25 protein-coding genes and 1 riboswitch are annotated in these 25,506 nt (G+C 37.6%); of the genes, 8 read left to right on the forward strand and 17 right to left on the reverse strand.

Annotated features, from left to right (window positions below):
• The first annotated feature begins 69 nt into the window (after positions 1-69).
• The gene (locus KVT27_RS19000) at positions 70-1,974 is read left to right on the forward strand and encodes a heavy metal translocating P-type ATPase (protein WP_036120545.1); all 1,905 of its coding nucleotides are present in this window, start codon (positions 70-72) and stop codon (positions 1,972-1,974) included.
• Between the two features lie 65 nt (positions 1,975-2,039).
• Here KVT27_RS19000 and KVT27_RS19005 read toward each other — a convergent pair whose 3' ends face one another.
• Together KVT27_RS19005 and KVT27_RS19010 are read right to left on the reverse strand one after the other, a co-directional pair.
• The gene (locus tag KVT27_RS19005) at positions 2,040-2,957 is read right to left on the reverse strand and encodes a YihY/virulence factor BrkB family protein (protein ID WP_217581766.1); all 918 of its coding nucleotides are present in this window, start codon (positions 2,955-2,957) and stop codon (positions 2,040-2,042) included.
• A gap of 22 nt (positions 2,958-2,979) precedes the next feature.
• Positions 2,980-3,306, reverse strand: coding sequence for a hypothetical protein (locus KVT27_RS19010; protein ID WP_025115821.1), 327 nt, complete (start codon positions 3,304-3,306; stop codon positions 2,980-2,982).
• 178 nt (positions 3,307-3,484) lie between these two features.
• Here KVT27_RS19010 and KVT27_RS19015 point away from each other — a divergent pair, with 178 nt between their 5' ends.
• The gene (locus KVT27_RS19015) at positions 3,485-3,706 is read left to right on the forward strand and encodes a DUF1128 domain-containing protein (RefSeq protein ID WP_036120551.1); all 222 of its coding nucleotides are present in this window, start codon (positions 3,485-3,487) and stop codon (positions 3,704-3,706) included.
• A gap of 56 nt (positions 3,707-3,762) precedes the next feature.
• Here KVT27_RS19015 and motB read toward each other — a convergent pair whose 3' ends face one another.
• Entirely contained in the window at positions 3,763-4,527 is a 765-nt protein-coding gene (gene motB / locus KVT27_RS19020) for a flagellar motor protein MotB (RefSeq protein ID WP_008173542.1), read from the reverse strand.
• On the reverse strand, positions 4,511-5,314 hold the full coding sequence (gene motA / locus KVT27_RS19025; RefSeq protein ID WP_036120556.1) for a flagellar motor stator protein MotA: 804 nt from the start codon (positions 5,312-5,314) through the stop codon (positions 4,511-4,513). Before motA ends, motB begins: the two co-directional genes overlap by 17 nt.
• 189 nt (positions 5,315-5,503) lie before the next feature.
• On the opposite strand from motA, the gene KVT27_RS19030 reads away from it, so the two are divergent.
• From KVT27_RS19030 to KVT27_RS19035, 3 genes are all read left to right on the forward strand, one after another.
• Positions 5,504-6,745: an aminopeptidase gene (locus tag KVT27_RS19030; RefSeq protein ID WP_217581767.1), complete on the forward strand. Its 1,242-nt coding sequence runs from the start codon at positions 5,504-5,506 to the stop codon at positions 6,743-6,745.
• A 138-nt stretch (positions 6,746-6,883) separates the two neighbouring features.
• The gene (locus KVT27_RS27100) at positions 6,884-7,018 is read left to right on the forward strand and encodes a hypothetical protein (RefSeq protein ID WP_255350107.1); all 135 of its coding nucleotides are present in this window, start codon (positions 6,884-6,886) and stop codon (positions 7,016-7,018) included.
• 177 nt (positions 7,019-7,195) lie between these two features.
• A complete protein-coding gene (locus tag KVT27_RS19035; RefSeq protein ID WP_008173550.1) occupies positions 7,196-7,759 on the forward strand; it encodes a beta-class carbonic anhydrase in 564 nt (187 codons plus the stop codon).
• Positions 7,760-7,830: 71 nt separating this feature from the next.
• Here KVT27_RS19035 and KVT27_RS19040 read toward each other — a convergent pair whose 3' ends face one another.
• A complete protein-coding gene (locus tag KVT27_RS19040) occupies positions 7,831-8,418 on the reverse strand; it encodes a GNAT family N-acetyltransferase (RefSeq protein WP_012292083.1) in 588 nt (195 codons plus the stop codon).
• A gap of 174 nt (positions 8,419-8,592) precedes the next feature.
• Positions 8,593-9,402: a polyphosphate kinase 2 family protein gene (locus KVT27_RS19045; RefSeq protein WP_036120566.1), complete on the reverse strand. Its 810-nt coding sequence runs from the start codon at positions 9,400-9,402 to the stop codon at positions 8,593-8,595.
• A gap of 200 nt (positions 9,403-9,602) precedes the next feature.
• Here KVT27_RS19045 and KVT27_RS19050 point away from each other — a divergent pair, with 200 nt between their 5' ends.
• Positions 9,603-10,316 carry a hypothetical protein gene (locus tag KVT27_RS19050; RefSeq protein WP_115648588.1) on the forward strand — a complete coding sequence of 238 codons (714 nt, stop codon included), beginning with the start codon at positions 9,603-9,605 and terminating at the stop codon, positions 10,314-10,316.
• Between the two features lie 27 nt (positions 10,317-10,343).
• Here KVT27_RS19050 and map read toward each other — a convergent pair whose 3' ends face one another.
• Positions 10,344-11,099 (reverse strand): type I methionyl aminopeptidase, encoded by a 756-nt coding sequence (gene map / locus KVT27_RS19055; protein WP_217581781.1) that lies wholly within the window; start codon positions 11,097-11,099, stop codon positions 10,344-10,346.
• A 170-nt stretch (positions 11,100-11,269) separates the two neighbouring features.
• Positions 11,270-11,830 (reverse strand): energy-coupled thiamine transporter ThiT, encoded by a 561-nt coding sequence (gene thiT / locus KVT27_RS19060; RefSeq protein WP_036149696.1) that lies wholly within the window; start codon positions 11,828-11,830, stop codon positions 11,270-11,272.
• A 134-nt stretch (positions 11,831-11,964) separates the two neighbouring features.
• Positions 11,965-12,072: riboswitch (TPP riboswitch) on the reverse strand.
• A gap of 125 nt (positions 12,073-12,197) precedes the next feature.
• Between thiT and KVT27_RS19065 the strand changes: the two genes are divergently transcribed.
• Positions 12,198-12,521 (forward strand): magnetosome magnetite crystal formation protein family, encoded by a 324-nt coding sequence (locus KVT27_RS19065; protein ID WP_008173564.1) that lies wholly within the window; start codon positions 12,198-12,200, stop codon positions 12,519-12,521.
• 52 nt (positions 12,522-12,573) lie between these two features.
• The gene (locus KVT27_RS27105) at positions 12,574-12,699 is read left to right on the forward strand and encodes a hypothetical protein (RefSeq protein WP_255250400.1); all 126 of its coding nucleotides are present in this window, start codon (positions 12,574-12,576) and stop codon (positions 12,697-12,699) included.
• Between the two features lie 40 nt (positions 12,700-12,739).
• Here KVT27_RS27105 and KVT27_RS19070 read toward each other — a convergent pair whose 3' ends face one another.
• The 9 genes from KVT27_RS19070 to KVT27_RS19110 all read right to left on the reverse strand — a co-directional run bounded on the left by KVT27_RS19070 (position 12,740) and on the right by KVT27_RS19110 (position 25,288).
• Complete coding sequence (locus KVT27_RS19070; RefSeq protein WP_217581768.1) at positions 12,740-15,820, reverse strand: AAA family ATPase; 3,081 nt, start codon at positions 15,818-15,820, stop codon at positions 12,740-12,742.
• The gene (locus tag KVT27_RS19075) at positions 15,817-16,974 is read right to left on the reverse strand and encodes an exonuclease SbcCD subunit D (RefSeq protein ID WP_036120579.1); all 1,158 of its coding nucleotides are present in this window, start codon (positions 16,972-16,974) and stop codon (positions 15,817-15,819) included. The genes KVT27_RS19070 and KVT27_RS19075 overlap by 4 nt, the downstream gene beginning before the upstream one ends.
• Before the next feature lie 123 nt (positions 16,975-17,097).
• The gene (locus tag KVT27_RS19080; RefSeq protein WP_217581769.1) at positions 17,098-18,006 is read right to left on the reverse strand and encodes an SGNH/GDSL hydrolase family protein; all 909 of its coding nucleotides are present in this window, start codon (positions 18,004-18,006) and stop codon (positions 17,098-17,100) included.
• Between the two features lie 31 nt (positions 18,007-18,037).
• Positions 18,038-19,267 (reverse strand): aminopeptidase, encoded by a 1,230-nt coding sequence (locus KVT27_RS19085; RefSeq protein ID WP_036120582.1) that lies wholly within the window; start codon positions 19,265-19,267, stop codon positions 18,038-18,040.
• 1 nt (position 19,268) lies between these two features.
• Entirely contained in the window at positions 19,269-20,417 is a 1,149-nt protein-coding gene (locus KVT27_RS19090; RefSeq protein ID WP_036120585.1) for a DEAD/DEAH box helicase, read from the reverse strand.
• Positions 20,418-20,635: 218 nt separating this feature from the next.
• Complete coding sequence (gene cuyB / locus KVT27_RS19095; protein ID WP_036149702.1) at positions 20,636-21,337, reverse strand: cysteate racemase; 702 nt, start codon at positions 21,335-21,337, stop codon at positions 20,636-20,638.
• Positions 21,334-22,566 carry a carboxylate--amine ligase gene (locus KVT27_RS19100; RefSeq protein ID WP_036149705.1) on the reverse strand — a complete coding sequence of 411 codons (1,233 nt, stop codon included), beginning with the start codon at positions 22,564-22,566 and terminating at the stop codon, positions 21,334-21,336. Before KVT27_RS19100 ends, cuyB begins: the two co-directional genes overlap by 4 nt.
• Positions 22,567-22,623: 57 nt before the next feature.
• Entirely contained in the window at positions 22,624-23,613 is a 990-nt protein-coding gene (locus tag KVT27_RS19105) for a C39 family peptidase (protein WP_036149707.1), read from the reverse strand.
• 178 nt (positions 23,614-23,791) lie between these two features.
• The gene (locus tag KVT27_RS19110; protein ID WP_081937139.1) at positions 23,792-25,288 is read right to left on the reverse strand and encodes a class I adenylate-forming enzyme family protein; all 1,497 of its coding nucleotides are present in this window, start codon (positions 25,286-25,288) and stop codon (positions 23,792-23,794) included.
• Between the last annotated feature and the right edge of the window lie 218 nt (positions 25,289-25,506).

A 25,506-nucleotide genomic window follows, 5' to 3' on the forward strand; every position in this document is an offset into this window, starting at 1 on the left:
TAAATATCACATTTAAGTGTTTATAATTAGAGGTTTTGATATTGATTTTCATTATCAGGAGGGATAAGAATGGAATACTCTAATCGAGAAAATATAAATTTAATTGAGAAAATAAAGGAGCATGCAGAATTAATCGCTGCGTTAATCGCTGGTATATTCATCTTACTTGCATGGCGTTTAGATACAAGCGGACAAACAACCGCTTCTGTTCTTCTTTATGTCATTGCCTTTTGTGTAGGTGGATTTGCCAAAGCGAAAGAAGGTATTGAAGAAACAATAGAAGATAAGAAATTGAATGTTGAATTACTAATGGTATTAGCAGCTATCGGTTCCGCAGCCATCGGTTATTGGACAGAAGGTGCTATTCTTATTTTCATTTTTGCAGTAAGTGGTGCACTTGAAACTTATGCTATGAATAAAAGTCATCGTGAAATATCTGCATTGATGAATCTTCAGCCAGAAGAAGCCTGGTTAGTTCGAGGCAACTTTGAGCCAATGAAAGTATCCGTCTCTACCTTACAAATTGGTGACCATTTATTGATTAAACCTGGGGAGCGTATTCCAGCTGACGGTATTATTTTTAAAGGACAGTCTTCCATTGATGAATCAGCTATAAGCGGTGAACCATTACCCGTTTTAAAAAGTGAAGGTGATGAAATCTTTGCGGGTACCGTAAACTTAAATGGTGCGATTACGATGGAAATGACGAAGGCCAATTCAGAAACACTTTTTCAAAAAATTATCCAGCTTGTCCAAAGTGCTCAAAGTGAAAAATCTCCGTCTCAACAATTCATCGAAAAATTTGAGGGAACTTATGTGAAATTTGTTTTACTTGGTGTAGCCATCATGATGTTCCTTCCCCATTTCGTACTAGGTTGGGATTGGACAACAACTTTTTATCGTGCCATGGTTTTATTGGTTGTTGCATCTCCATGCGCACTTGTCGCAGCCATCATGCCCGCGACACTTGCAGCTATTTCAAATGGTGCCAAAAATGGTGTGCTATTTAAGGGTGGCTTACATTTAGAGCATCTCAGTGTTTTAGGAGCATTAGCAGTCGATAAGACGGGAACATTAACACAAGGTAAACCTGTCGTGACAGATTTTATTGTCCGCGATGGATTCGAACCTCAGATGGCTTTAGCTATTCTTGCAGGAATTGAAACACAGTCCAACCACCCTCTTGCTCAAGCCATTACTTCCTATGCAAAAGCGGAAGGAATTACTGCCTTACCACAAGCAACAATTGAGGATATCCCAGGATGGGGTATTAAAGGGATCGTTCACAACAAGGAATATCAAGTTGGTAAACCTGAATTTGTGAATGCTCAACATGCCAACGATTTTGCAAATGGCGCTGCGGCAAAACTTGCTGCACAGGGTAAAACGGTTATTTTCATCCGTGACCAAAATGGCATTGTCGCATTAACAGCTTTAAAGGATACTGTCCGTAACGAAGCGAAAAAAGCTGTGTCATTATTAAAAGAGCTTGGTATTGAAGTAGTCATGCTTACTGGCGATAACGAAAAAACAGCGAAAGTAATTGCAAAAGAAGCTGGTGTCACAGAGTATGTAGCGGAGTGTCTACCTGAAACGAAGGTAACAGAAATGAAACGTTTGCTGTCCCAACATCACTTTGTAGGAATGGTTGGTGATGGCATCAATGACGCGCCTGCATTGGCTACCGCAACTACTGGAATTGCGATGGGTGAAGGTACAGACGTTGCGTTAGAAACAGCTGATGTTGTATTAATGAAAAACGATCTATCTAAAATCGCTTATGCCGTTCGCCTGTCTCGTAAAATGCAACGAATTGTCAAACAAAATATTATCTTTTCTATTGGGGTAATTATTTTGTTAATTGCCTCTAACTTTTTACAAGTAGTCGATTTACCTTTAGGTGTAATCGGGCATGAGGGTAGTACCATTCTCGTTATTTTGAATGGCTTACGCATGCTGAATAAAAATGTTTAATCACAAAAATTGCCTCGCTTCTCTCCTACGAGAAGCGAGGCAATTTTTTTAATCTGGTCTTTTCCTTATCTATTAATTTCCTTTTGTAACGCCCTTTTCTGCATTGTAGCATTTAATACTCCACCAAAGATTAAAATAATTCCCGTAAAATATAACCAGAGCATTAAAATAATAACGCCACCAATACTACCATATGTAGCAGAATAATTCGCAAAGTTATTAATATAGAAAGAGAAAGCATATGTGACCACTAACCAGGCAAGTGTAGCAAACATCGCCCCTGGCCAAACACCCAATATTTTCAACCTTGGGCTTGTATTAGGCACGAACCAGTAGATGCCCATTAAAACAATAAAAATAAGTATCGGTGGTATTGACCATCTTAAATTATGCCAGACCGATTCAAATTGTTCCTCTATGCCGACGATTGAAAATAGGAAATGACCTATTTGCTGTCCAAATACTGGCAACAGAAGAGCGACTGCAATGACAATAACAAGAGCCACTGTAAAAACAAGAGATAGCCCTCTATCTAATATACCTGCTCTTCCTTCTGTATCATATGCTTTATTCAAAGCTCGAATTAGCGCGTTAATACCTTTAGATGCCGACCATATCGTACCTAGTACCCCGATGGACAATAAACTACTATTACGGTTTGTTAAAATTTCATTCAACGTATTTTCAATGAGCTTATAAACTTCATCTGGCAATACATTTACTAAAAATGAATAAACCTGCGTTGTTTGCAAATTAAGATATGGTAGTAATGTCACAAGGAAGATAAGTAATGGGAAGAATGATAGTAAAAAGAAATAAGCGAGCTGTGCGGAAAGCGCTGAAATTTCTACTCGCTTTAACCGACCTATCAAATCTTGGACAAAGCCCTTGGATGTCATGACATCAATCGCTTCCCCCTTAGGAGAAACAAATGATTTGACGAATCCAAAGGCATTTTGCATTGTTGCCTTTTTCTTTTCCATACAACTCCTCCTAAAACTACAATTATTCTTTATGAGGTAAAGTAAAAGCTGACTTTGTGTCATCAATCATACTTTGAATCGTAGTTGGTAATTCTTTAAATTCCTCTACCTTCTCTGCAATGGTGTTGACATTATCTGATACACTTTCACAAAGCACCTTCGCAGCCAGTACTTTCTCCTCCACTAGAACCTGTAATTCTTCACGATTTGTTGCATAGTACGTGACAGCTTCTTTCATTTTTTTAGTTGTATCGATTGTTTTTTCACGAGTAGTACGATCAAGCATACTTAATGCTGCACCAATTGCTGCTCCTGCTACGATTGATACTAATAATTTACTTTGACCCATATTAAAACCCCCTGCTTGTGTAATTGCATATTCCCTAATATTTCATAAATAAACTAGTCTACTGCCCTTATTCTACCCAATAACAGTCTATTTTTAAAGCAATGCTCAAATACGGAGTTGACATTTTTTTTATTCAATGAAATGATTATTGCGAAGAGTACGAAAGGTAGGGTAAAAAATGGATTTATCAGTCCCATCAAAGGAAAACGTTATTTATATGATTGATCAAATGAAGGATAAGCTTCGTATGGTAAATGTCGATGCAATGAAATCGGAAAATTTCAATGAAGCAAACTATGAAGACTTAACGTATTTATATGAAATGGTTATGAAAAGAGATTCCTTTAGCCCAAGCGAAATGCAAGCGATTGTGGCTGAATTGGGTTCTTTACGTAAATAAGCAAACAAAAAAGCTATGAGCATGAGACAAAGAGTCCGTGCTAATAGCTTTTTAATTTACTGTGTATTCTTCGCTTCCGAGCCATCCTCAGTCACTAGCGGTTGAATAAGTACTTCAACACGGCGGTTCTTCGCACGGCCTTCTGCTGTATCATTAGGTGCAATCGCTCGGTTTTCGCCGTAGCCTTTTGCACTAAAGTTCTCAGATTTTAATTGAGAATTACTGTCTAATAAAACCATATAAAAATTAGAGGCACGCATTAATGATAGCTCTAAATTCGAAGAGAAGTTAGGGCCCGCTGGAACATTATCCGTATGACCAGTAATAACAATATTACGTGGAGGATTGGATACTAATACACCCGCAAGCTCCTTCGCAATAGGAATATACTCTGGTTTAATCGTTGCTTGTCCAGGATCAAATAAAATACTATCACGAATTGTCACAAGTAAGCCTTCATCTGTCATTTCTGTAGCGAATTGACCTTCCATTTCATTGACAGCGATAAAATTATCGACACTATCTTTAATTTCAGCCAACTCCTGTTGATCCTTTAAGTAGGCTGAATTTTGTTGTGGTGTTTGGTCGCTATCCGCATTTGGACTAGGTACTGGTGAAGGCTGCTCTAAAAAGCTTGTTCCACCATCAAAAACTTGACTAAAAACGGCTGACATTCTTTCTAGCTTTTCTTGGTCTACTGAACTGGAAGCAAATAGTATAATAAACACAGCTAGGAGCAATGTTAAGATATCGGCATATGGTACTAGCCAAGACTCATCTATATGCTCATCATGCTTTTTTTTCTTAGCTTTCTTTGCCAAGGCCACCCGCCCCGCTTTCACCAGAAATTTGACGACGTTCTTCCATCGTTAAGTATGATGATAGTTTTTGTTCAATTACACGTGGAGCCTCCCCTTCTAATACTGAAAGGATACCCTCAATCATCATTCTCTTTTGTTTCACTTCTAAAGCAGATTTACGTTTTAATTTATTCGCAAATGGGTGCCATAAAACATAACCAGTAAAGATACCGAGTAATGTAGCCATGAAAGCGGCTGAAATAGCGTGTCCAAGCTTTTCGATATCGTTCATATCAGCCAATGCGGCGATTAAACCTACTACTGCACCAAGAACCCCAAGAGTTGGTGCATATGTACCTGCTTGTGTAAAAATGGCAGAACCACTAGCATGACGTTCTTCCATCGCTTCTACTTCCTCTGTTAATACATCACGGATGTAGTCTGCATTTTGTCCATCAATCGCTAATGTAAGACCATTTTTTAAAAACGGATCTTCAATTTCTGATGCTTTACTTTCAAGAGCTAATAGCCCTTCACGACGAGCTAAGTCAGCCCATTGCGAAAACATCTTAATAATTTCAATATCATTTGCTAATTTAGTTTCTTTAAAAAGAATCTTAAATAGCTTTGGTACGCGCTTTAACTCTTGCATTGGAAAGGCAATTGTTACTGCGGAAATAGTACCAAAGATGATAATTAGGATAGCTGCTGGGTTATAAAAAGCTGTTAAACTTACACCCTTCATTACCATCCCTGTTAATAGCGCTATAAACGCAATTATTAACCCTATGACCGACGACTTATCCATTCTAGAACCTCCAAATCTACTATTACTCTTAATTTCGTCTGTTTTTCCATATTTTAAATATATAATGCTAGTATAAATGTATTTTAAATATTTTTCGATGTAATTAATGCTTTTTATTCACATTTCGACCATTTTTGATTATATTGAATTAAGAATATTACACTAAACTGTCTTATTTCGAAAGGGGATATGAGTTTGTTATTATCATTTAACACAAAATTACTAAAATATGCCGAATTAGCGGTAAAAGTAGGAGTAAATATCCAAAAAGGTCAATATCTTTATATAAGCTGTTCGACTGATAACTTAAAATTAGCTCAAATTATTACTAAAATCGCCTATGAAAATGGTGCAAAACAGGTATTTGTCGATTTGTCTGATGACGAACTTGTTCGTGCTCGCTATGAAGGAGCACCGAAAGACTCATTTGATTTCTTTCCACCGTGGAAAGTTCAAGAGCGCGAATGGCTGGCTGAAAATGGTGCAGCTTTCCTAAGCATTAGTTCACAAAACCCAGATTTACTGAAAGGCATTGAACGAGACAGAATTATGGCGTTCCAAAAAGCTTCTGGCCAAGCATTAGCGAACTATTATCAAATGTTACAATCTGATAAATTTAGTTGGTCAGTTATCGCCGCTCCATCCAAAGCGTGGGCAGCAAAGGTGTTTCCTGATTTACCAGATGATCAGCAAATGGATGCCCTATGGGAAGCAATCTTTGCGGCGACGCGTATTGATCTTGAACATTCAGTGGAGGCTTGGTTAGCTCACGATAAGGAGTTACACGACAAAGCCGATTATTTAAACAGCAAACAGTATAAGTCCCTTCACTATACGGCTCCAGGCACAGATTTAACAATCGAGCTACCTGCACATCACATTTGGACAGGCGGTAGCAGTGCCAACGTACAAGGTCAAACATTTATGGCGAATATGCCTACTGAAGAAATTTTTACTGCACCGTTAAAAACTGGTGTGAATGGATTCGTATCCAGCACTAAACCATTAAGCTATGGCGGTAATATTATTGATAATTTCACATTAACGTTTAAAGATGGCCGTATTATTGAAGTAAAAGCTGAGGAAGGTCAAGAAATTTTAGCTTCTCTTATTGAAACAGATGAGGGGGCGCATTATCTTGGTGAAATAGCATTAGTACCTCATCAATCCCCTATTTCACAATCAAATTTATTATTCTACAATACATTATTTGATGAAAATGCCTCTAATCATTTAGCCATTGGTAGTGCTTATGCATTTTGTATTGAAGGTGGTAAAGAAATGACTCCAGATGAGTTAGCCGCGCATGGCATTAACCAAAGTTTGACACATGTAGACTTTATGATTGGTTCCAATAAAATGAATATTGATGGCATTACCCATGATAATCGAAAAGACCCAATATTCCGTGATGGAAATTGGGCATTCTAAATAATCCATTCTTACTAATAGTATTCTAGGCTAGTATGTTATGGATGTCATAAATTATCCTTAGATTTTCCTAGTATCCTATTGTATAATTAGTTTAGGGTAATTAGTAGATCATTTAAGTAGAGAGGAGCTCTAAAAATGTTCATTACAACTGTTATTGGATTTTCAGCAGTTTTATTAATTTCAACTGGATTCTTCATCCACTACCTACAAGTTGGTTTAGATAGCAAGTCTTCAGTAACTGTAGATCCAAAGCCAAGCGAAAAATTTTAATGTAAAAAAACAGCTACTGTAAAGGTAGCTGTTTTTTTATAGTTTCAACGTTTTTCATCTGCTAAAGTGTATGAAGTTTGCTTCTTTATTGTAAAAATTGTCTGAATAAAGTCTTTATTGTTTGCATAATGAAAGTTTTGCTCTAAAATATTTTTTGTAAGGAAGGGAGCAATTTTCATGACAATGTTACATGATATTTTAGAGTTTAACAAAGAGTTTGTACAAGAGAAAAAATATGAACCATTCATCACTACAAAATATCCTGATAAACGTATTGTTGTTTTATCTTGTATGGATACTCGTCTTGTAGAGCTTTTACCAAAAGCGATGAATCTCCGTAATGGCGATGTAAAAATTGTGAAAAGTGCCGGTGCATTAGTAAGCCATCCTTTCGGTGCTGTGATGCGTAGTTTATTAGTTGCTGTCTATGGACTACAAGCAGATGAAGTTTACGTAGTTGGACATTATGACTGTGGTATGAGCGCAGTTGATCCTGATGCTATGTTAAGTGAAATGGTTAAAAGAGGTATTAACCCAGAAACCATCAAAATGCTGGAGTATTCTGGTTTTGATTTAAAAGAATTTTTACGTGGTTTTGGTGATGTAGCGACAAGTGTTAAGAAAAGTGTCGACACGATTCGAAATCACCCATTAATGGTAAAAGACGTTCCTGTACATGGTTTAATTATTGACCCAAATACAGGTCATCTAGATTTAATTGAAAACGGTAACCATCAATAGTTATTCTAACTTGATTTATAGCAAATCAATAAACAAGTGCCTTTCCATCAAATAGCAAGGCACTTGTTTATTTATTCATCCTCTAAACGGGCATACATATAATGATCGACCCAATGACCATTTATATACAGAAGCTTTCTTAAAAGACCTTCCTGTTGAAAGCCTGCCTTCTCTAAGACACGCATAGAGGGATTATTTTGGGTAGATACATATGCCTCTACTCGATGTAGCCCAATTTGATCGAATGCAAACCGGACTACCATGTTCACTGCCTCAGTGACAATTCCCTTACCTACGTAAATTTCATCCATAGCATATCCCACAAATGCACTTGAATAGGGTAATCGTTTTACAGCATATAGTGCAATATGTCCTATTAGATTATTAGTACCATGCTCAAAAATACCAAAAGTAAATTCTCGCTTTGAATCCATTAAATATAAACTTTCTTGAATTTTTTTATATTGCGCGTCGATTGTATAGTATTCAGGTCTTTGTAAAGGCTCATATGTTGACCAAAAGTATTTATTGCGGCTTACGAGACCTGTTAAACTTCGTGCATCATTTTCTTGGAATGTGCGGATGTAGCATTTTTCCCCCTTTATTGTTACCACATTCCCACCCTTTTTTCTTAATAAATTCCAAATTTTAAGCACCATTTCTCCACACTAGCCTTCCAATCAATATCGATAAAAATTTATACTACCTTCTCAACCATCGGAAATGAAGGGGGTTACCCCTAGTTTTACCTTATTGTATGTAAAAAAAGATGCTGCTACAACTAAAACAGCTCATGTCTTCATGTCATAGCACCATCATTCACATTTTATTTTTTACTTCTTTTTCTCATGTAATAGGTCCAGGCTAGATGACTCAGCATCCTCTAAATGCGCCTTGTCTAATACATTAGTTAAATGAAGTCCACGTTTCAGTGCCTCTCGTTCAATATGTGCAAGCGTTTCTTGTAGCACCTGCACACGCGCATATTTTTTATCGTTTCCAGCTACTAAAACCCACGGTGCATTTTTCTTATCGGTCTTTTCAAACATTTCATTGGCAGCCTCCACATATTGCGGTGACTTTTCTCGATTACGCCAATCTTCATCTGTCAGCTTCCAAGATTTGTATGGATTTTGTTCTCGTTCCTTAAAACGTTTTAATTGCTCTTCATCTGAAACATGAAGCCAGAACTTAATAATTATGTAGTCTCCCGCAGTTAGAATCTTTTCAAAATTATTAATTTCCTCATAAGCACGAGACCATTCATCCTTCGTCGCGAATCCTTCAATTCGTTCTACTAATACACGACCATACCATGAACGATCGAAGACAGCGATTTGCCCGTGCTGAGGTAGCTTTCTCCAGAACCGCTGTAAATAGTTATAGCGTAATTCATGTGGCTGTGGAGCTGAAATTGGATGGACGACATAGCCACGTGGATCGACACGTTCAATTAAACGTTTTATCGCTCCTCCTTTACCAGCTGCATCCATACCTTCAAACACTAAAATTAAACCTATTTTATTTTTCAATAAAAATTGTTGGGCATTTAACATTTCATATTGGAGTACTTGTAATTTCTTTTTATACATCTTTTTATCTAGTTCAATAGATAGGTCTAAATTTTTTATGTTTTGCGTCATAAAGCTTCACTCCTTTAATCTGGATATATTCTTATTGTACTAAAGAAATAAATGGATGCCTATTGAGATGGTAAATTGTAGATAGTATTAGCAAAACAACACGATACATTGATGGACATTTCCGTTATAATAAATTGAGTGACGGTACTATACTTATTTGTCTTTTCCCTATACAATCTAACACGAAGGGAGAGGAAAGCATGCCTCGGTTTTTATTGATGACAATTTCTTATATTGTCTCACTCATCCTAACCTTTTCATCCTTTTTCATGAAACTTAACGGTCAATCATTTTTAGAAATTTCTAATCGTTTTTCGGTGGTATTTGCACCTGTTGATGGAAGTCATATAATTTGGATTGTCATTTATTTATTGATTGGTTATTGGTTAGTGATGAACATCAAAAAGACATCTATGAAACAGTCTGCGCTCTTTAGTTGCATAAATATTTTACAAGCATTAACGATATACGTATGGCATCATGAATTATTTATTGTTTCTCTCGGCATTACCTTACTCTTAGTCTTGTATTTATTTATGTTGTACAATACGTATCCACTTCATGACAAATCACTGTCGGGTCGTATTCCTTTCGCCATTTATTTTGCATGGATGACATTTATTTTTATCACAAATATTAGCTTTACGTTAACAGCTTATGGTTGGAACGGTTTTGGTCTAAGTACTCCTCTTTGGGCAGTTATTTTACTGACCTTAGGTGGAGCCATTGCGCTACATATCCGCTTTCATCACTTTGATATCATGTATCCAAGTGTTTTTATATGGGCTTATATAGGAATCGCTTTACATAATGGTTTTGATGAGCTACTCGTAACAACAGCTGCGTTATTTCTATGTGGTGTACTCTTAGTTGGTATTTTATTCATTAAAAAAAATCCTGCCTACCAAAAATAATTTGGTGTGCAGGATTTTTTTGTAATCCTATTCTTCGTCTAATGAAGTAAGGATAATTGGTTTATCTTTTGTAACAATTACTGAATGTTCAATTTGAGCAACAAGAGACTTATCAGGTGTAATGAATGTCCAACCATCACCAGCTTCTACAATATGCTCTGCTTTTGCTGAGATAAATGGCTCGACTGCAAGAACCATACCTTCTTTCATAATCGTAGAGTCCCATGCATCATAATAATTTAAAATGTGATTGGGCTCATCATGTAAAGAACGACCTAAACCATGGCCTGTTAAATTCATAATCACTGTTAAGCCATTAGCATTCGCTTCGCGCTCTACAGCTTTACCGATTTGATTTAATTTAGAGCCAGCCTTTACCTTTGTCATAGCACGATCAAAAGCATCTTTGGCAACACGACATAGTTTTTCTTTGTCTTCATAGCCATCACCAACTACAAATGAAATACCCGTGTCCGCAAAGTAGCCATCTAAAGAGCCTGAAACATCGATATTGACAATATCTCCCTCCTGAATAACACGTTTTCCTGGGATACCATGTGCTACTTCCTCGTTGACACTAATACAAGTATATCCTGGGAAGTCATATTCTCCTTTTGGTCCTGAAATGGCACCTGCCTCAGCAAACATTCGACCAGCAATTTCATCTAGTTCAAGTGTTGTGACACCTGGTTTTGTAGCAACCTTCATCGCTTCACGAATCTCTGCACAAATGCGTCCAATTTTTTTAAAAGCTTCAATTTCTTCTTGCGTTTTTACAATCATGTATAACGTCCCTTTCATCTAATATCTACTCTTTAATATAACATAACTTTTTACGCGTATAACGCTAAACGCTTTAAATATTGTATGCCTGCCTTCTTGGCAAAGTGCTAAAAGCGTTATTCTCTTACGACTACATAAAAAACCCCTTCACCAATATGAAGGGGTTGGCATTACGCTTTACGTTGCATTAGCTGTGGAGCCGCTGTGAATAATAACGCTCCCACAATGGCTGTTAATACTGTTGCGGGCAGCATATAGGTACCATTATAAATTATCGAGTAGATCCACGCATTTTGATCGCCGGCATACTCTGCAAAAAATACCGCGCCAGCAGTAGTGTGCGCTGCATATCGCAAGAAGCCTGCAAATACCGTACCTACAATAATATAAAACGCCATTTTTGTTTTGTTTAGTTGACTTGCTGCTTCCAGTAAAGGTCTGCGTACAATGGCTGCTAACCCTACAACTGTGAAAGCAACACCGTAATCTAATAAACCTTGAAGCCAGTGTACTATATAAGCTCCAAACATGGTTTGCATCACACCTACAAGCAAGCCTGTTATTAGGCCAGCTACTAGACCCCAGCGAAATGCAATTAACATAATTGGTACCATGACAAGACTAACAGAGCCACCTTGTGCCCATACTTTAAAGGAGACCTGATCAAGCACAAGGCCAATCGCTGCAAATATTGCAATCTCCACTAGCATTAATAGTCTTTTTTTGTCCATACATATTCTCTCCTTTGTTCCGATGTAGGATACAAGAGCAGGAATAGAAATGCGCTGATTTGATTCTCTCTGACACCTTTTTATTCTTAAGAATGAAAAAACGATGTCAGGACAGAGCCTCACATCGTAAAAGTGTCGGTTTCTATCCACATCCCTACGCAAGTGTTAGCTTACAGGTTCAAAGAGTCAAGGCATTACGTGCCCAGTCTCAGCTGACATCATCAGCTCCCCTTGTGGTCGTTACATCTGAATTTAATTTGAACACTTTCATTGTACGCAAAGCAAGGAATGATTACAACCTCTTCCATACTTAATTTTGAAACTTTACTGTTTTCCATGCGTAAATATTAAAAAAGGAGGTACAACTATGGAGAACCAAAAAATTTTATCTGCCTTTAGTTATCTCAGTATTTTCTTTGCTCCTTTCATCGTACCATTAATTGTTTACTTCGTTACGAAAGATGCTGACATTAAAAGACATTCTATTCGCGCATTAGTGTCCCATCTAATTCCTTTTGTATTTGGGATCTTATTTTTCATTGTTTTTGTCTTTTCTACATTTAGTTTAGACCCTACTTCAAGTAATAGTACAGTCATGATCATTTGGTTCATTTCGTTCGCCATTTACGGAATTGTCTCGCTCGGAATTGTTATATGGAATATTATTCAAGCCGTTCGAGTTATCCGCTAATGTTTTATTTTTAAAATAAACAGGTAGAAGTAATTAAAAAGGAGCTGTGTTTTTGATGAAAGTATCAAAAGTAGTGAAAACCGCTGTTAAATTAGCGCCTATTGTTATACCAATCGTAAAAAAAGTGATGGCAGCAAAAAAAGGGACAACTTCTACAGTCAGTTCTCGAAAAAAATAAAAGGAGGGCGTATTTCCTTAAACCGGAAATACACCTTCCTTTATTTTATTTCAAAATGTGTTTGACTATGTCCATTCAATGTTTTTTCGACATGTAAAACGGCTGGCATCGCTGATTTTAATTCAGGTACATGAGAGATGACACCAATCATTCGTCCAGAATCTTGTAAATCAATTAATGTGTCTATTGCTTTATTTAATGATTCCTCGTCGAGCGAGCCAAAGCCCTCATCGATAAACATTGTTTCAATATGAATATTGCCTTGGAAGCTTTGAATAACATCTGCCATTCCTAGAGCAAGGCTTAATGATGCATTGAACTTTTCACCACCGGATAACGTTTTAACATCTCGTAATTGATCTGTGTAAGCATCATATACATCAAGCCCAAGTCCACTTTGCTTTGCATGCTTTTCAAGCCTGTCTGAACGTCTAAGCTCAAATTGACCATTAGACAAATGATAAAGACGAATATTAGCTGCCTCTGTAATTTGATCTAAATAATTAATTTGAATATATCGTTCAAAGGACAGTTTTTTCGAATTTTGCCCATTTAATAAGCCATACAGCTCCTTCACTCGACCTGCCTCACTCTCAAGTAAACGAAGCTCTCTCTCTGTTTCTTCTACTTTGTTGATGAAGCTTTGACATGATTTCGCAAATCCATCTATTTGTTGAAGTTGTTTAAAGGCATCCTCATAGGCGATTCGGAGATTTTCCACAGTTGCCTCCATCTGGGCTAAATCTTGCTCCTCTTTCCCTTGAAGATGTTTTTCTCCTTCTGAAATTTGAATTTGTAACGTATGAACATGTAACGTGTAATCATTGCATGCCTTCCGAAGTTCCTCTAATTGAGTGGCACTTCTTTTCGCAGTTGCATAGTCTTCGTAGTTCACAAAGCCTGCTTCCTGCATGCTTATTGAAAACTGCTCACGCTTGTCATTCATTTTGAGCTTTAATTCTTCAAAATTCTGTTTGGCGATTTCCACCGCTAGTTTAGCATTACTGGCAGCTTCCTTCGCGGCATGTAAATCTTGCTGGCTTTCCTGCCATAATTTTTGTAAATCCATTTTCTGTTTACTAACATCGGTAAGTGTTTGTTTTAATTGCTGTAAGGTTGGAATAGTTGTTGGCATTTGCTTATGCTGTTCTTCTACAATTGCCTGCAGTCTTGTCCAGCCTTTCATCTGTTCAGTTAAATATTCCTCAAGTTTGACTTGTTTATGTTGCAAATGCTCTATTGCTAAACGCTGTTCCTTCTGGTTAATCCTTGTTTGAGCTAACTGTTGATTGATAATCTTTAAGCTAGTAATCTCTTGTTCCATTTTTTCTAAGGAAGCTATTATTTGTGCTTGATCCTGTTGCTTCATCGCGTATGCTTCTAATTGTGTCAGTGCCTCTTGCTGAAGCTGTTGTGCGGATGTTAAAAATGCCTCTTTTTCCAAATATAAACGCTCATCTGAAGAAGCTTTTCTCTTTAACGTTTCCACCTGAGCAAGCTCAACAATTTCCAATTGCTCACTATGTGTTTGTTGATGAGTCGTACTCCCACAAACCGGACAAGGTTGCCCTTCTTTAAGCTCCTGAGCTAAAATGCTTGCTTGGCTTGTCAGCCAGCGTTGCTCTAATTGTTGAAGCTCCTGTCTACTGTCCTGATAATGAGCTTTAGTAGCGATAACATCCCGTTTCGCTATCTCTACCGTTTTTGTATATTTCTCCACCTGCATGAGCAAAGCTACTTGCTCCCGCAGTTTTGGTAGTTGCTCTAAATAACCTTCATATGGTTCCAATTGTTTTTCAAAGTACTCAATTGATTGTGAAAGCTCCTCTAATTGCGCGCTTTCTTTATCGATTAGCGTCAGGTTATCCGCTGCCCCTTGTTTAGCCGTTTCAACATATTGCTCAGCAATTTTCAGTTGCTGTAAATTGCTGTCATAAGCCTCGAACTTAGGAAGCAATGCTTGGAGCTGCATTTCCTGCTGCAAAAGCTTTTGACGTTCTGACTCTTTTGCCTCTTCCGCTTCATATTTTCCTTGGGCTCTTTGTAAAAGCTCCTTGGTTTGTAATTGACTACTGTTCGCTTGTTGATAGGCTTGTTCTTTTAAATTTTGTTCCGCTCGTAAATCCAAACATTGTTGCTCAAGTAGTAGTAAACGCTCCGCTTGTTCTGCTAAAGCTATCTCCCGTTCCTTTGCACGGTAGTTGTCTTGCTCATTTAATAGCAGTTCTAGTCGTTCTTGACGTTTGGACTGCTCCTCAAATTGTTCATTAAACGTTTTAGCTAAACGGTAAAACTCCTGTTCTTTTTGATGATGATTATAGGCTTCCTCATACTGTCGCTGTTCATCTTCAAAACATTTTCTATAATAAGTAAGCTCCTCTTCCAGTGCTTGCTTTAGCTGAAACATATTTTCCGTATTATTAGCAATTTGTGTGAACAAAGGAGAGGAACGATGTGGAAGTGCACCAACAATTTGACCAAGTAAATGTTCTTTTAATTGCTTGGCATGTTCAAGATCACTTTCTGCCTCTTTTCGTTTCGCATCAAGCAGTTTTGTCATAACACCAAAGCGATCTGTTTTGAAGATTTTTCGTAATATGACCTCTTTGTTTGTAGAATCCGACGTTAATAATTTGCGGAATTCACCTTGAGGTAGCATCACAATTTGGCTAAATTGATCCTTTGTCAGACCAATAATATCCTGAATCTTTTTATCGACTTCCAGTGTTTGCTGCTTTTCAACAATGTTATAATCGAGCTTTCCCTCTTTTACTTCCGCTAACTCCACCTTTTTACCAGTAGCTGTTTTATTTTTTTCCTTTATATGCCCAGGCTGACGTAAAATCTGATAGATTCTTCCATGCATTTCAAAAATAAGTTCTACTGCTGTATATACATCATCATCAGCAAAGCCACTTCGCAGTAAAGCCGTATCCTGACGATCCTCACCACTGCCTGACCCATAAAGTGCATAACAAATCGCATCAAAAATCGTCGTTTTCCCTGCACCGGTTTTGCCAGAGATGGCGAACAAACGATGTTCCCCTAATTGTTCAAAATCAATTATTTCCGTATTTTTATAAGGACCGAACGCCGTAATCGTTAACTTTAATGGCTTCATTTTACTGTTTCTCGCTCCTTATCTAATAATTCCTGTAGCATTTCCGTAAACAGACGCTCGGTATCTTCATCTGGTTGAATTCCAATTATATCTGTAAAGAAAGAGCGGAATAGATCGATATCTTCTAGCTTTTCTGCTTCTACTACTTGAAGCTCACTTGGTTTCTCTTGTCGTAAAATCTTACGTTCAACATGCATGGCATGTGGAAAAACGGTACGAATACGTTCCATTGGCGAAGACACGGACGTAGCATCCGTCAATCGAACAAATACATAATCATCACTTGGTGGAAGCATTAATAAATCCTCCAACTGCCCTTCCACTACACGTAAATCTCGTCTTGGCATGAACTTCCTTTTAGTTACAGTACAATCCCCATGCTCATCTAGATCGACGATTAAAAAGCCTTTTTCATGTAGATGCTCAGACAATGAGTATTTTAATGGTGAACCAGCATAGCGAATTGTTTCATTTAAGACAAAATGTGCCTTATGTAAATGTCCGAGTGCTGTATAATGAAATGGTTTAAATAAAGCAGCATTCACACAATCTGAACCCCCAATAGAAAGCGGACGCTCTGAGTCACTAGTATTGGCTTCTTCCTCACCGTATTTGGTCACAAAGGCATGTCCAACAAATATATTGCGTTTATTTGTATCCATACCTGCTGTTATATGTTCAATAATTTTCTGCATCGCATCATGGTGAGAACGAATGGTCTCCTCTTCAAAAATACTGCGAATAGTGGCAGGCTCTGCAAATGGTACAAGATGAAAATGCACCTCTCCATATGGATCATTGATAATAATGGGTGCATGATCTTTCGTAAACTGCCCCTTAATATATAAACCACTATCACGCATCAAACGACTACCAAAGTTTAATCTGCCTGCACTGTCATGATTCCCTGCAACGGCTAAAACAGGAATCCTCTTCTCTAAAACTATTTTTGCTAATATATCATTTAGTAAATTCACTGCCTCAATAGGGGGCATGGAACGATCGTATAGATCACCTGCTATAATAATTACATCTGGTTTTTCTTCATCGATAGCTTGTATAAATTGTTGTAAGATATATTGTTGATCCTCTGTCATATAGACGCCTTGAACGAGCTTTCCTAAATGCCAATCTGCTGTATGAAATATTTTCATTCCTGTACCTCCTGTCCTTTTATTATTTTATCATGGCTTGTAACGGATTGTTTTTTCCTTTGTTTGGGGAATTTAGTACACACAAAAAAAAGCATCCTCTAAGATGCCTTTACTCATCATTATTTATTTTTCCAACTTCCCCATAAAAGCTGTATAGCCGTGAAATCCCTGAATAGAACGTATGTTTTCAACAGACTGGGAGGTTGTTACCTTTTGTTGTTTAGGCTGTGTGGAAGTTCGCTCTTTTAAAATTTCTTCAAATGACAGAGGATTGGGTTGCGGTAATTGTGATGAAGCAATATTTAAGGCATCACTACCACTATATGCCTTTAAAAATGCATTGGCCATTTGGCGATAGCCTTCCATATTTGGATGGACATCTGCATAGTTTGGTAAGTAGTTAGTGGCATTTAATCCAAAGCTGTCATACACATTTACATAAACAGCTCCGGCTAGCTCTGCCTGTTGCTGTAAAATCGTATTTAATTTCACAAGCTGTGCATTTGTTCCTTCTTTTTGAGTGAGATGAACAGCTGGATAGGCAAAATAATAGCCTATAACATATACCTGAGCCTTTGGCGCAAGTACTCCCAATTCATTTAAGATAGCTTCCATATTTTTTCTCACTATATTTAAGGCGTAATCTGCTTGGAGTTGAGAAAAAGTTAATGTTCCAGCCGTTGGATTTAGCCGGACAAGGCTTAATAAATCATTGGCACCTGCCGAAACAGTCACTAAAGTGGCATTGGCTAATAAATCTCTTGCTTCCTCAGTTTTAATCCTTTCTAAAACATTAGCTGTTGTAAAGCCAGGAAAAGCTAGTTCCTTTGTATAAAATTTTAATTGATCCATTGCCTGTAATCTCATAGCAATTAAATCACTATATCCAGCATCAATTTGTTGAAAAGGGGTTTGACCAGCAGCTAGGGAATCCCCAATCGCTACATAGCTTTCGGTTTGAGCAAAAGCAGATGAACCCCAACATGTCATTACTAAAATAATCATCCCGATTAAACTACCTAAGTGCTTCATCTGCTCTCCCCCATTCTCGATTGGAACTAAGTTAGAAAGCCCAACTACCTTTGCGGAATATCGGCTCTACTGTTCCATCTGGTAAAATACCATCAATGTCCATTTCACCATTACCAATCATAAAGTCTTCATGTGTGACAGAAATATTTGCCCCTAATGCTTCTAGTTGACCGTTTTCTAAGTCTCTACCGCCCTCTAAGCAAGTCGGGTATGCTTCTCCAATTGCTAAATGGTTTGAAGCATTTTCATCGAACAATGTATTGAAGTATAAAATCTCTGATGCTGAAATGGGTGATTCATGCGGAACAAGTGCTACTTCACCTAAATAACTAGAACCTTCATCTACTTGAATAAGCTCTTGTAATAAATCTTGACCTACTTCAGCTTCCGCCTTCATAATCTTTCCTTCTTTAAATGTTAATTTAAAGCCATCTATGATATTGCCTTGATATACTAAAGGCTTTGAATTACTAACATAACCGTCTACACCTTGCTTCATTGGAAGTGTATATACTTCTTCTGTTGGCATATTGGCAATAAAAACATTGCCTTCAGGCGTTTTACTGCCGCCAGTTAGCCATTTATGCTGTGGAGCTAAAGCAATTGTTAAATCTGTTCCTGGTGCAGTATAGTGTAGCTTCGCATACTTTTTATTATTTAATAGTTCTGCACGAGATTCTAAATTCGTTACATGCTGATGCCAATTGTCAACTGCATTTCCTTCTCCGATATGAACTGTTTTAAAGATAGCGTCCCATAAAGCAGGCACTTGCTCATCGGCTGTCAATTGAGGGAATACCTTTGCCGCCCACTTTGACGAAGGAACTGCAATAATTGACCACGCAATTAAATCCTTCATAACCGCATTTCGATAGTTTTTCAATGCCGCTCCTGATACCTTTTGATGAGTAGCTAATCGATCCGCCGAAATTCCTGTTAATTTATCAGGATCTGCAGCATCAATCCATAGTAATGCCCCTTTACGTTCAATGACTTCATCACGCATTCGTACGACCCATTCAGGGAAACGGTTAAATTCTTCATCAGAGGCATGTTCAAAATAGGCACGATCCATTTCATCATCTGAAAAATTAACATGGACACGTCCAGCGCCAGCCTTATACGCCTCTTTAACGACCAAACGAGCAAAATCTAAAGCATCAACTGATGTGTTGACTAACAAATATTGACCTGGTTGAATGTTTACTCCAACTTTTACTGCAAGTTCTGCGTATGCCTGTAATTTTTCTTCAAATGTCATATTATTTCCCTCGCTTTTGTCCAATTGTTTTAGAATTACCTTCCATTAGCTTACCATCATGCCATATTTTCTGCACTGGCTTACCAGGAACTTCTCTTGTCCATTTTTTATAGGTTTTTTCGTCTTGATAAGATAGTAATGTTAATACTTCACCATCTGCACCTGCACGACCTGTACGACCCGAACGGTGTAAATACTGCTCAATTGTTCGTGGAACATCAACATGAATAACATGTGTTAAACCGGCAATATCTAAACCACGTGCAGCAATATCTGTCGCGATTAAAATACGTGCGTCCCCTTTGCGGAAAGCATCTAAAGCCTTTTTACGTTCTTCCTTTTTCATGTCAGAATGAAGTGTAACGATTGGAGCAGAGCGATACTGTAGCTTCGTTTCTTTCATTAATAATTGATCAATATTATTGACGAAAGCTAGTGCTCTCAGACCTTCTGTATGCGATAAACGGCGAAGGAACTCTGTTTTATCACGTTCTTCCACCTTCACAAACGAGTGGATTACTTTGCCAACCTTTAGCATATCCTCGGGCTTAATTTTAAAACGAACTGGCTCAAACATCATGCGACTTGCCACTAATTCAATTTCCTCTGTAATAGTAGCTGACACAACTACAACTTGTCGTCCGAAGGCAGAACCTTCAATAAAGGATTTAATGACAACACGATATTCACGACTTAGTAATTGATCACATTCATCTAAAACAACTGTTTCAATTTCCTTAAGCTTTAATTTACCTGCACGTGCTAATTCATTTAAACGACCAGGTGTTCCAACAACAATCGTTGGCTTTTTCTTTAATTTTTCAATTTGACGAGCGGAATTGGCCCCACCAATAAGCTGCTGAACCGTAATATCCGTACCTGCCGTCCACTCACGGATAACTTCTACAATTTGCATGGCTAGCTCTTGTGATGGAGCCACGATAAGACCTTGTGTTTGCTTTTTCGCCCCGTTTACTTTGTTCAGCAATGGTAAAACATACGCTAACGTTTTACCAGAACCAGTAGGTGATTCCGCTACGATATCCTTTCCTTCAAGCATCGCTGGTATCATTTCCTCTTGAATTTTCATAGTTGCTTCAAAGTTCCATTTTGCTTGTAATTCTTCTTTTAATAAATTGATTACTGACATGTTATTTCCCACCTTCTATCTGCTTGACACTAGTTTAACACACTCGGTAGCTTCCTACTTTATATGTACGCAAACCTTTGTCCAATCGTTTCACCAAATGAAACTTTCATCCATAAAAAATCTGCCTAACTTCACACATGGAAATGTAAGCCCGTCCACAATTTTTTGAAGACTTACAGCCTACCCATGTAAAGCAAGCAGATTCTTTCTATACATTCCTAATCGATTAGCTCATAACCACATGCTAAAATCGCACGCTCTGCTAAAACGATTAATGAATCGATATATATATTACTTAATTTTAAATCTCGATTGACAATAGATAGCTCCGTACAACCCAATACGAGACGATCACAGTTTAGAGCTAGCATGGCATCTTCAATAGGTTGCCAATCATCCTGTGTGACATTCTTACCAGCTTTAACATAATCGTAAATAATGGACATCACATGGGCTCTCATCTCATTATCTGGTACAACCGGTGTTATGCCATATTCTTCTAACGCATCTTGGTACATATGTGAAGTCAATGTACCTGTTGTCGCTAAAATACCAACACGCTCTGCTCCCAGTTCAGATGCACGCTTTGCCGTTTCACGAATCATATGCAAAACAGGAATCGGGGAGCCTTCCTGAATCTCATCATAAAAAGTATGAGCCGTATTACACGGAATGGCAATCATATCAGCTCCTACAGAAGCCAACTTTTTTGCATCCTCAATTATAACAGGCACTGGGTTTTCTTTCGTATTATCTAAAATAAAAGCCGTACGGTCAGGAATATTTGTATCATTATCAATAATGGTATGTAAATGCTCCTGATCTTTTTGCGCCTTTGTACGTCTTACAATCATTTCACCAATAAACATCGTTGCTAGTGGACCAACTCCACCTATTATACCTAAAGTTTGTTTTTTCATGAGTTAGACAGACCTTTGTTATTAAAATATTTCTTATATTTGCGATAAAAATTTAAATTATCAACGGTTACATTCAACCAACGTTTGGCATTCATATCCTTATAATTAAAAATAGAATCTGTCGCCATTCCTTGTCGAATTAGACTTTTTGCTTCAATAATAAGTTGTTCATCTTGTACATATTTGAAAAGGACACCATTTGGTACGATTGTCCAAAGATGTTTATTTTGCACGTATGTTAGTGGCTGTTTACTTTCTCGAACATAATCGTCTGCAACATATTGCATAAGGTTATAGCCACTAGCGGTCACATAATAATTGGAAAGCTCATTATGTAATTCGATACTTAACAATTTATAGTGTCCATCACGCTCATCATATTTCATATCAAATGTAGCAAATCCATAGAATTGAATAGCTTCTAGAAATGACTTCACATTTTCCATTAAAGCCGGATTATAGGCTGTCATAATAGCCACATAACGACCAATACCCTCTGGTGAATGCTCTTCTAAAATCGGATTTCCCACAGCAAGAAGCTTCGCCTTCCCATCTTGTCCTACATAAGCATTCACAACACACATATTCGCATCTTCTCCAGGAATATACTGCTGAATCATAAGATCATCTCGATAGGCTGATTCCTTATAAATAGCATGTAATATGCTATCCTTTTCTTCCTTATCATGTGCAATATATACTTTTTTCTTTCCAGGAAAAATACATGTGGCATACTTTGTCATATTCATGGGTTTAATGACAATTGGATAGTCAAATGTCATTTCGTACTCTTCATAATCATTAACTGTGCATACATGCATAGCTGGGTATTGAAAACCAAATTGTGCACACAGCTCATACATACTTTCACGAGTTAGCAGCTGATGTGCAAGAGTAGTATCCACATAAGGAACTAAAAAATCCTCTGTTAATTCATCTTTATGTTCTACGATTTTTTTGACATAAAATTCATCACAGGCTAATAGCAGTAATTTTTTTTCTGGGAATTCCTGCGCTATTGCCTTTAGTGCCGTCACAAATCGTTCTTCTATATGAAGTCTCGGCACTTCACGGAAGGTCAGTAAATCACTTTGTTGAATTTTTTCCATATTCGTATGGTTTAATGCAAGTGGCTTCACACCATAGGCTTCGTAAAATGCTCTGGCCATGCCATAAGCATTCATTTCATCGCCTAGTAAAACCGGTAAAAAAGCGTGCTCAATGGCCATTCTACTCAACTCACTTTTTACTTTTTTATTAGTGTAACATACTTCCTAATAGCTAGTTTATTTATGTACAGCTACGGCCTGTTCACCTAATTCATGATAGCTTTTAAAGAACTGGTCCACATTATAAGTGACATAGCCTTTTAGCGGGTCCATTACTACTACCTTATCGCCTAAATGCCCAGTTAACACAACAGCGTGTAAATTCATAAAAGCGTCCTGCGAAGTAGTCGCTCCTTTATAAATCCAACCTCTATCAGCATTTTTTTTAGGCTTCGATAAATCCAGCGTCACCCATGTCACAACAGGAATTCCCTCACGAACAAGCTGTAAAATATCTTCCTGTGAGGCATTTCTCATATCTGTCACACGTAAATCAGCTTGTTTATCTGCAATCGCTGCCTCCGCTGCCTTGACAATCGGAGCAGCAAATACATACATGCCATGAGCTTTATCACGAGGATTACCTGCAAAAGCTTCATTTGGATTTGGTCCAAAACGTTGATTGCCTAAAATACGTATTTCTTGCTTTGGTAAATAGTTATCAGCCATTTCAAGCTTTGACACATTCATTCCATAGTAATTTAATACGGCTGTGAGTGAAGTTATTTCACAGCCATGTGGAAGCTCAGGATTTTGCATCACCACAGGAACATCTAGCTCTTGTTCGTCTCTTGTAAAATGGGTCTGCAATCTAAAATATGGTCTTGTCGTATCGTACGTAAAATTTTCGATGGTTGTATAGCCATCATTTGCCGCACTATTTTCAAGGGTCGTTGCCGCAACAGCATATTCTCGTCCCTCTTTGAGTTTCGAAAATATAGCTTCTCCCTCTTCAGAACCAATAGCTTCTTCTACAACATTGCCAGTCTGTACATCTGTGACCGTGATATAAAGATTAGCAATTGGTGCACCACTATTAAATTCTACTGTTAATACTGTTAATTGATTTTTATTTTCCGCATCTTGCTGTGAAAATGGCTGACAGCTAGAAAGTAACATTATGATTAACATGCCGATAAGTAAAAGGCGTTTATACCCCGTCCACAAGACAAATTCCGCTCCTATTCTAAATCGAAGGGTCACCCCTTCTCCATTCTTTTAATTTAATTTGTCGTAGACTTTATTATACGATACTTTGAAAGAGGTTCCTATTTTATCTTGTTTCAGATAATTTTTTTTGCATGAAAACGAAGCTTCGAGAAAAGTTAACAGTTCATACTTTTTCTCAAATCTTACTTACTTGAGGTCGTAATGTATGCTTTAGAACTTTACCGGAAGCATTGCGTGGCAGTTCAGTTAAACATTCTATTTCATACGGTACTTTATATTTGGCAAGCTGTGATTGACAATAGGATAAAATGTTTTCCTCATCAAGTGACTTACCTTCCTTAAATACGACAAAGGCTTTGGGTACCTCTCCATATACTTCATGCGGTAATCCAACTACTGCTGCCTCTAAAATTTCAGGCAATTGATACAATACTTCTTCGACTTCAATAGGGTAAATATTTTCACCGCCTCGGATGATCATATCTTTTTTCCGATCAACAATATATAAATAGCCTTCCTCATCAAAACGTCCTAAATCTCCTGAATAAAGCCAACCATCTATAATCGTTCTAGCTGTTTCTTCAGGATTACGTAAATAGCCCTTCATCACCTGTGGTCCCCTTACGCATATCTCACCTACCTCACCAGCGGGAACTGGCTTACCTTCACTATCAACTACTCGAACCTCTGTCTGCCCTAATGGCTTCCCAACAGAACCTATTTTCGTTAAGGCATCTGTATCTAATAAAGATGTGGCTGCAGGTGTATTTTCTGTTTGACCATATAAATTTTGTACGTTCACATTTGAAAACGCCTCTTTCACTTGTTTAACAAGCTCATAGGGCATTGGGGCAGCCCCGTAACATAATAAACGCAAATGGCTAAAGCTATGTTCCTTAAATCCTGGCGTATTTAATATGATCGTATACATAGATGGAACACCAAAGAAGATGGTTGCCTCTGTTATGGCAATCTGCGCTAATGTTTTGGTTGGTGAAAAGGCTTCTTCTATCACGACTGTCCCTCCTTGATAAAACATGGGCATAGCAAAAACATGAAGTCCTGCACAGTGAAATAATGGTGTACAAATAAACATCTTGTCCTTGTTAGACATTTTCATGGAAGATGACCAAATATCGGCTGTAGCCACAATATTTTCATGAGTTAGCATCACGCCTTTTGGTTTACCAGTTGTACCTGAAGTGTACATAACAACCGCAGTATCATGGGCCTCCAACTGTACTACAGCTCTTACTAAGTTAGTATTTTTAAAGATATGGTTCATAGCTTGAAATCCAATAACATGTTGGAATGAATAGGATATATCCTCTAGCGCTTCAGCTAATCTTTCATCATAAATGAGTCCCTTCGCTTGTGAATGATTAAAAATAAATTCAACCTCTGGAGCTGCTAATTTAGTATTAATAGGCATAGCTACGTAGCCGGCTAATTGCACACCTAAATAAGCAATTAAGAATACATCTGAATTGAGTGTATATAGCGCAATGACATCGTCTTTTTTATAATTTTGCTCCTGTAAATAAGCTGCAAATCTTTCGACACAATTGTAAAACTCACGATAACTTAGCTTTTTCCCATCATATACGGTCGCAATTTCCCTAGGCTGTTGCACAGCATACTTTTCAAGAATATCCGTCATGTACATCGTCATTATAAGCCCTCCAAAAATTTGTTTTTTACTGCTAGATAGAGTCATCATCAATGGCAAATTACTTGAATGCTGAAATTTCAGAAAATTATGATTTTATTTTATCAAGCATTGAATTCCTTGGCAATTTTCCATACATTCAAAATATGAAGGCAAACTAACGAAATATTCTTAGACGTTTTACTTTTCTAGCAATTTCTATTAGGTGTATGATATTTATA

Origin of the sequence: Lysinibacillus sp. GbtcB16 (assembly GCF_019091145.1) — a bacterium.
GTDB classification, from domain to species: Bacteria; Bacillota; Bacilli; order Bacillales_A; family Planococcaceae; genus Lysinibacillus; species Lysinibacillus fusiformis.

Excerpts from the sequence above, each read along its gene's own strand:
- KVT27_RS19000 (WP_036120545.1), top strand. The coding sequence starts at position 70 with ATGGAATACTCTAATCGAGAAAATATAAATTTAATTGAGAAAATAAAG.
- KVT27_RS19005 (WP_217581766.1), bottom strand. The coding sequence starts at position 2,957 with ATGGAAAAGAAAAAGGCAACAATGCAAAATGCCTTTGGATTCGTCAAA.
- KVT27_RS19010 (WP_025115821.1), bottom strand. The coding sequence starts at position 3,306 with ATGGGTCAAAGTAAATTATTAGTATCAATCGTAGCAGGAGCAGCAATT.
- KVT27_RS19015 (WP_036120551.1), top strand. The coding sequence starts at position 3,485 with ATGGATTTATCAGTCCCATCAAAGGAAAACGTTATTTATATGATTGAT.
- motA (WP_036120556.1), bottom strand. The coding sequence starts at position 5,314 with ATGGATAAGTCGTCGGTCATAGGGTTAATAATTGCGTTTATAGCGCTA.
- KVT27_RS19030 (WP_217581767.1), top strand. The coding sequence starts at position 5,504 with ATGAGTTTGTTATTATCATTTAACACAAAATTACTAAAATATGCCGAA.
- KVT27_RS27100 (WP_255350107.1), top strand. The coding sequence starts at position 6,884 with ATGTTCATTACAACTGTTATTGGATTTTCAGCAGTTTTATTAATTTCA.
- KVT27_RS19035 (WP_008173550.1), top strand. The coding sequence starts at position 7,196 with ATGACAATGTTACATGATATTTTAGAGTTTAACAAAGAGTTTGTACAA.
- KVT27_RS19040 (WP_012292083.1), bottom strand. The coding sequence starts at position 8,418 with ATGGTGCTTAAAATTTGGAATTTATTAAGAAAAAAGGGTGGGAATGTG.
- KVT27_RS19045 (WP_036120566.1), bottom strand. The coding sequence starts at position 9,402 with ATGACGCAAAACATAAAAAATTTAGACCTATCTATTGAACTAGATAAA.
- KVT27_RS19050 (WP_115648588.1), top strand. The coding sequence starts at position 9,603 with ATGCCTCGGTTTTTATTGATGACAATTTCTTATATTGTCTCACTCATC.
- map (WP_217581781.1), bottom strand. The coding sequence starts at position 11,099 with ATGATTGTAAAAACGCAAGAAGAAATTGAAGCTTTTAAAAAAATTGGA.
- thiT (WP_036149696.1), bottom strand. The coding sequence starts at position 11,830 with ATGGACAAAAAAAGACTATTAATGCTAGTGGAGATTGCAATATTTGCA.
- KVT27_RS19065 (WP_008173564.1), top strand. The coding sequence starts at position 12,198 with ATGGAGAACCAAAAAATTTTATCTGCCTTTAGTTATCTCAGTATTTTC.
- KVT27_RS19070 (WP_217581768.1), bottom strand. The coding sequence starts at position 15,820 with ATGAAGCCATTAAAGTTAACGATTACGGCGTTCGGTCCTTATAAAAAT.
- KVT27_RS19075 (WP_036120579.1), bottom strand. The coding sequence starts at position 16,974 with ATGAAAATATTTCATACAGCAGATTGGCATTTAGGAAAGCTCGTTCAA.
- KVT27_RS19080 (WP_217581769.1), bottom strand. The coding sequence starts at position 18,006 with ATGAAGCACTTAGGTAGTTTAATCGGGATGATTATTTTAGTAATGACA.
- KVT27_RS19085 (WP_036120582.1), bottom strand. The coding sequence starts at position 19,267 with ATGACATTTGAAGAAAAATTACAGGCATACGCAGAACTTGCAGTAAAA.
- KVT27_RS19090 (WP_036120585.1), bottom strand. The coding sequence starts at position 20,417 with ATGTCAGTAATCAATTTATTAAAAGAAGAATTACAAGCAAAATGGAAC.
- cuyB (WP_036149702.1), bottom strand. The coding sequence starts at position 21,337 with ATGAAAAAACAAACTTTAGGTATAATAGGTGGAGTTGGTCCACTAGCA.
- KVT27_RS19100 (WP_036149705.1), bottom strand. The coding sequence starts at position 22,566 with ATGGCCATTGAGCACGCTTTTTTACCGGTTTTACTAGGCGATGAAATG.
- KVT27_RS19110 (WP_081937139.1), bottom strand. The coding sequence starts at position 25,288 with ATGACGATGTACATGACGGATATTCTTGAAAAGTATGCTGTGCAACAG.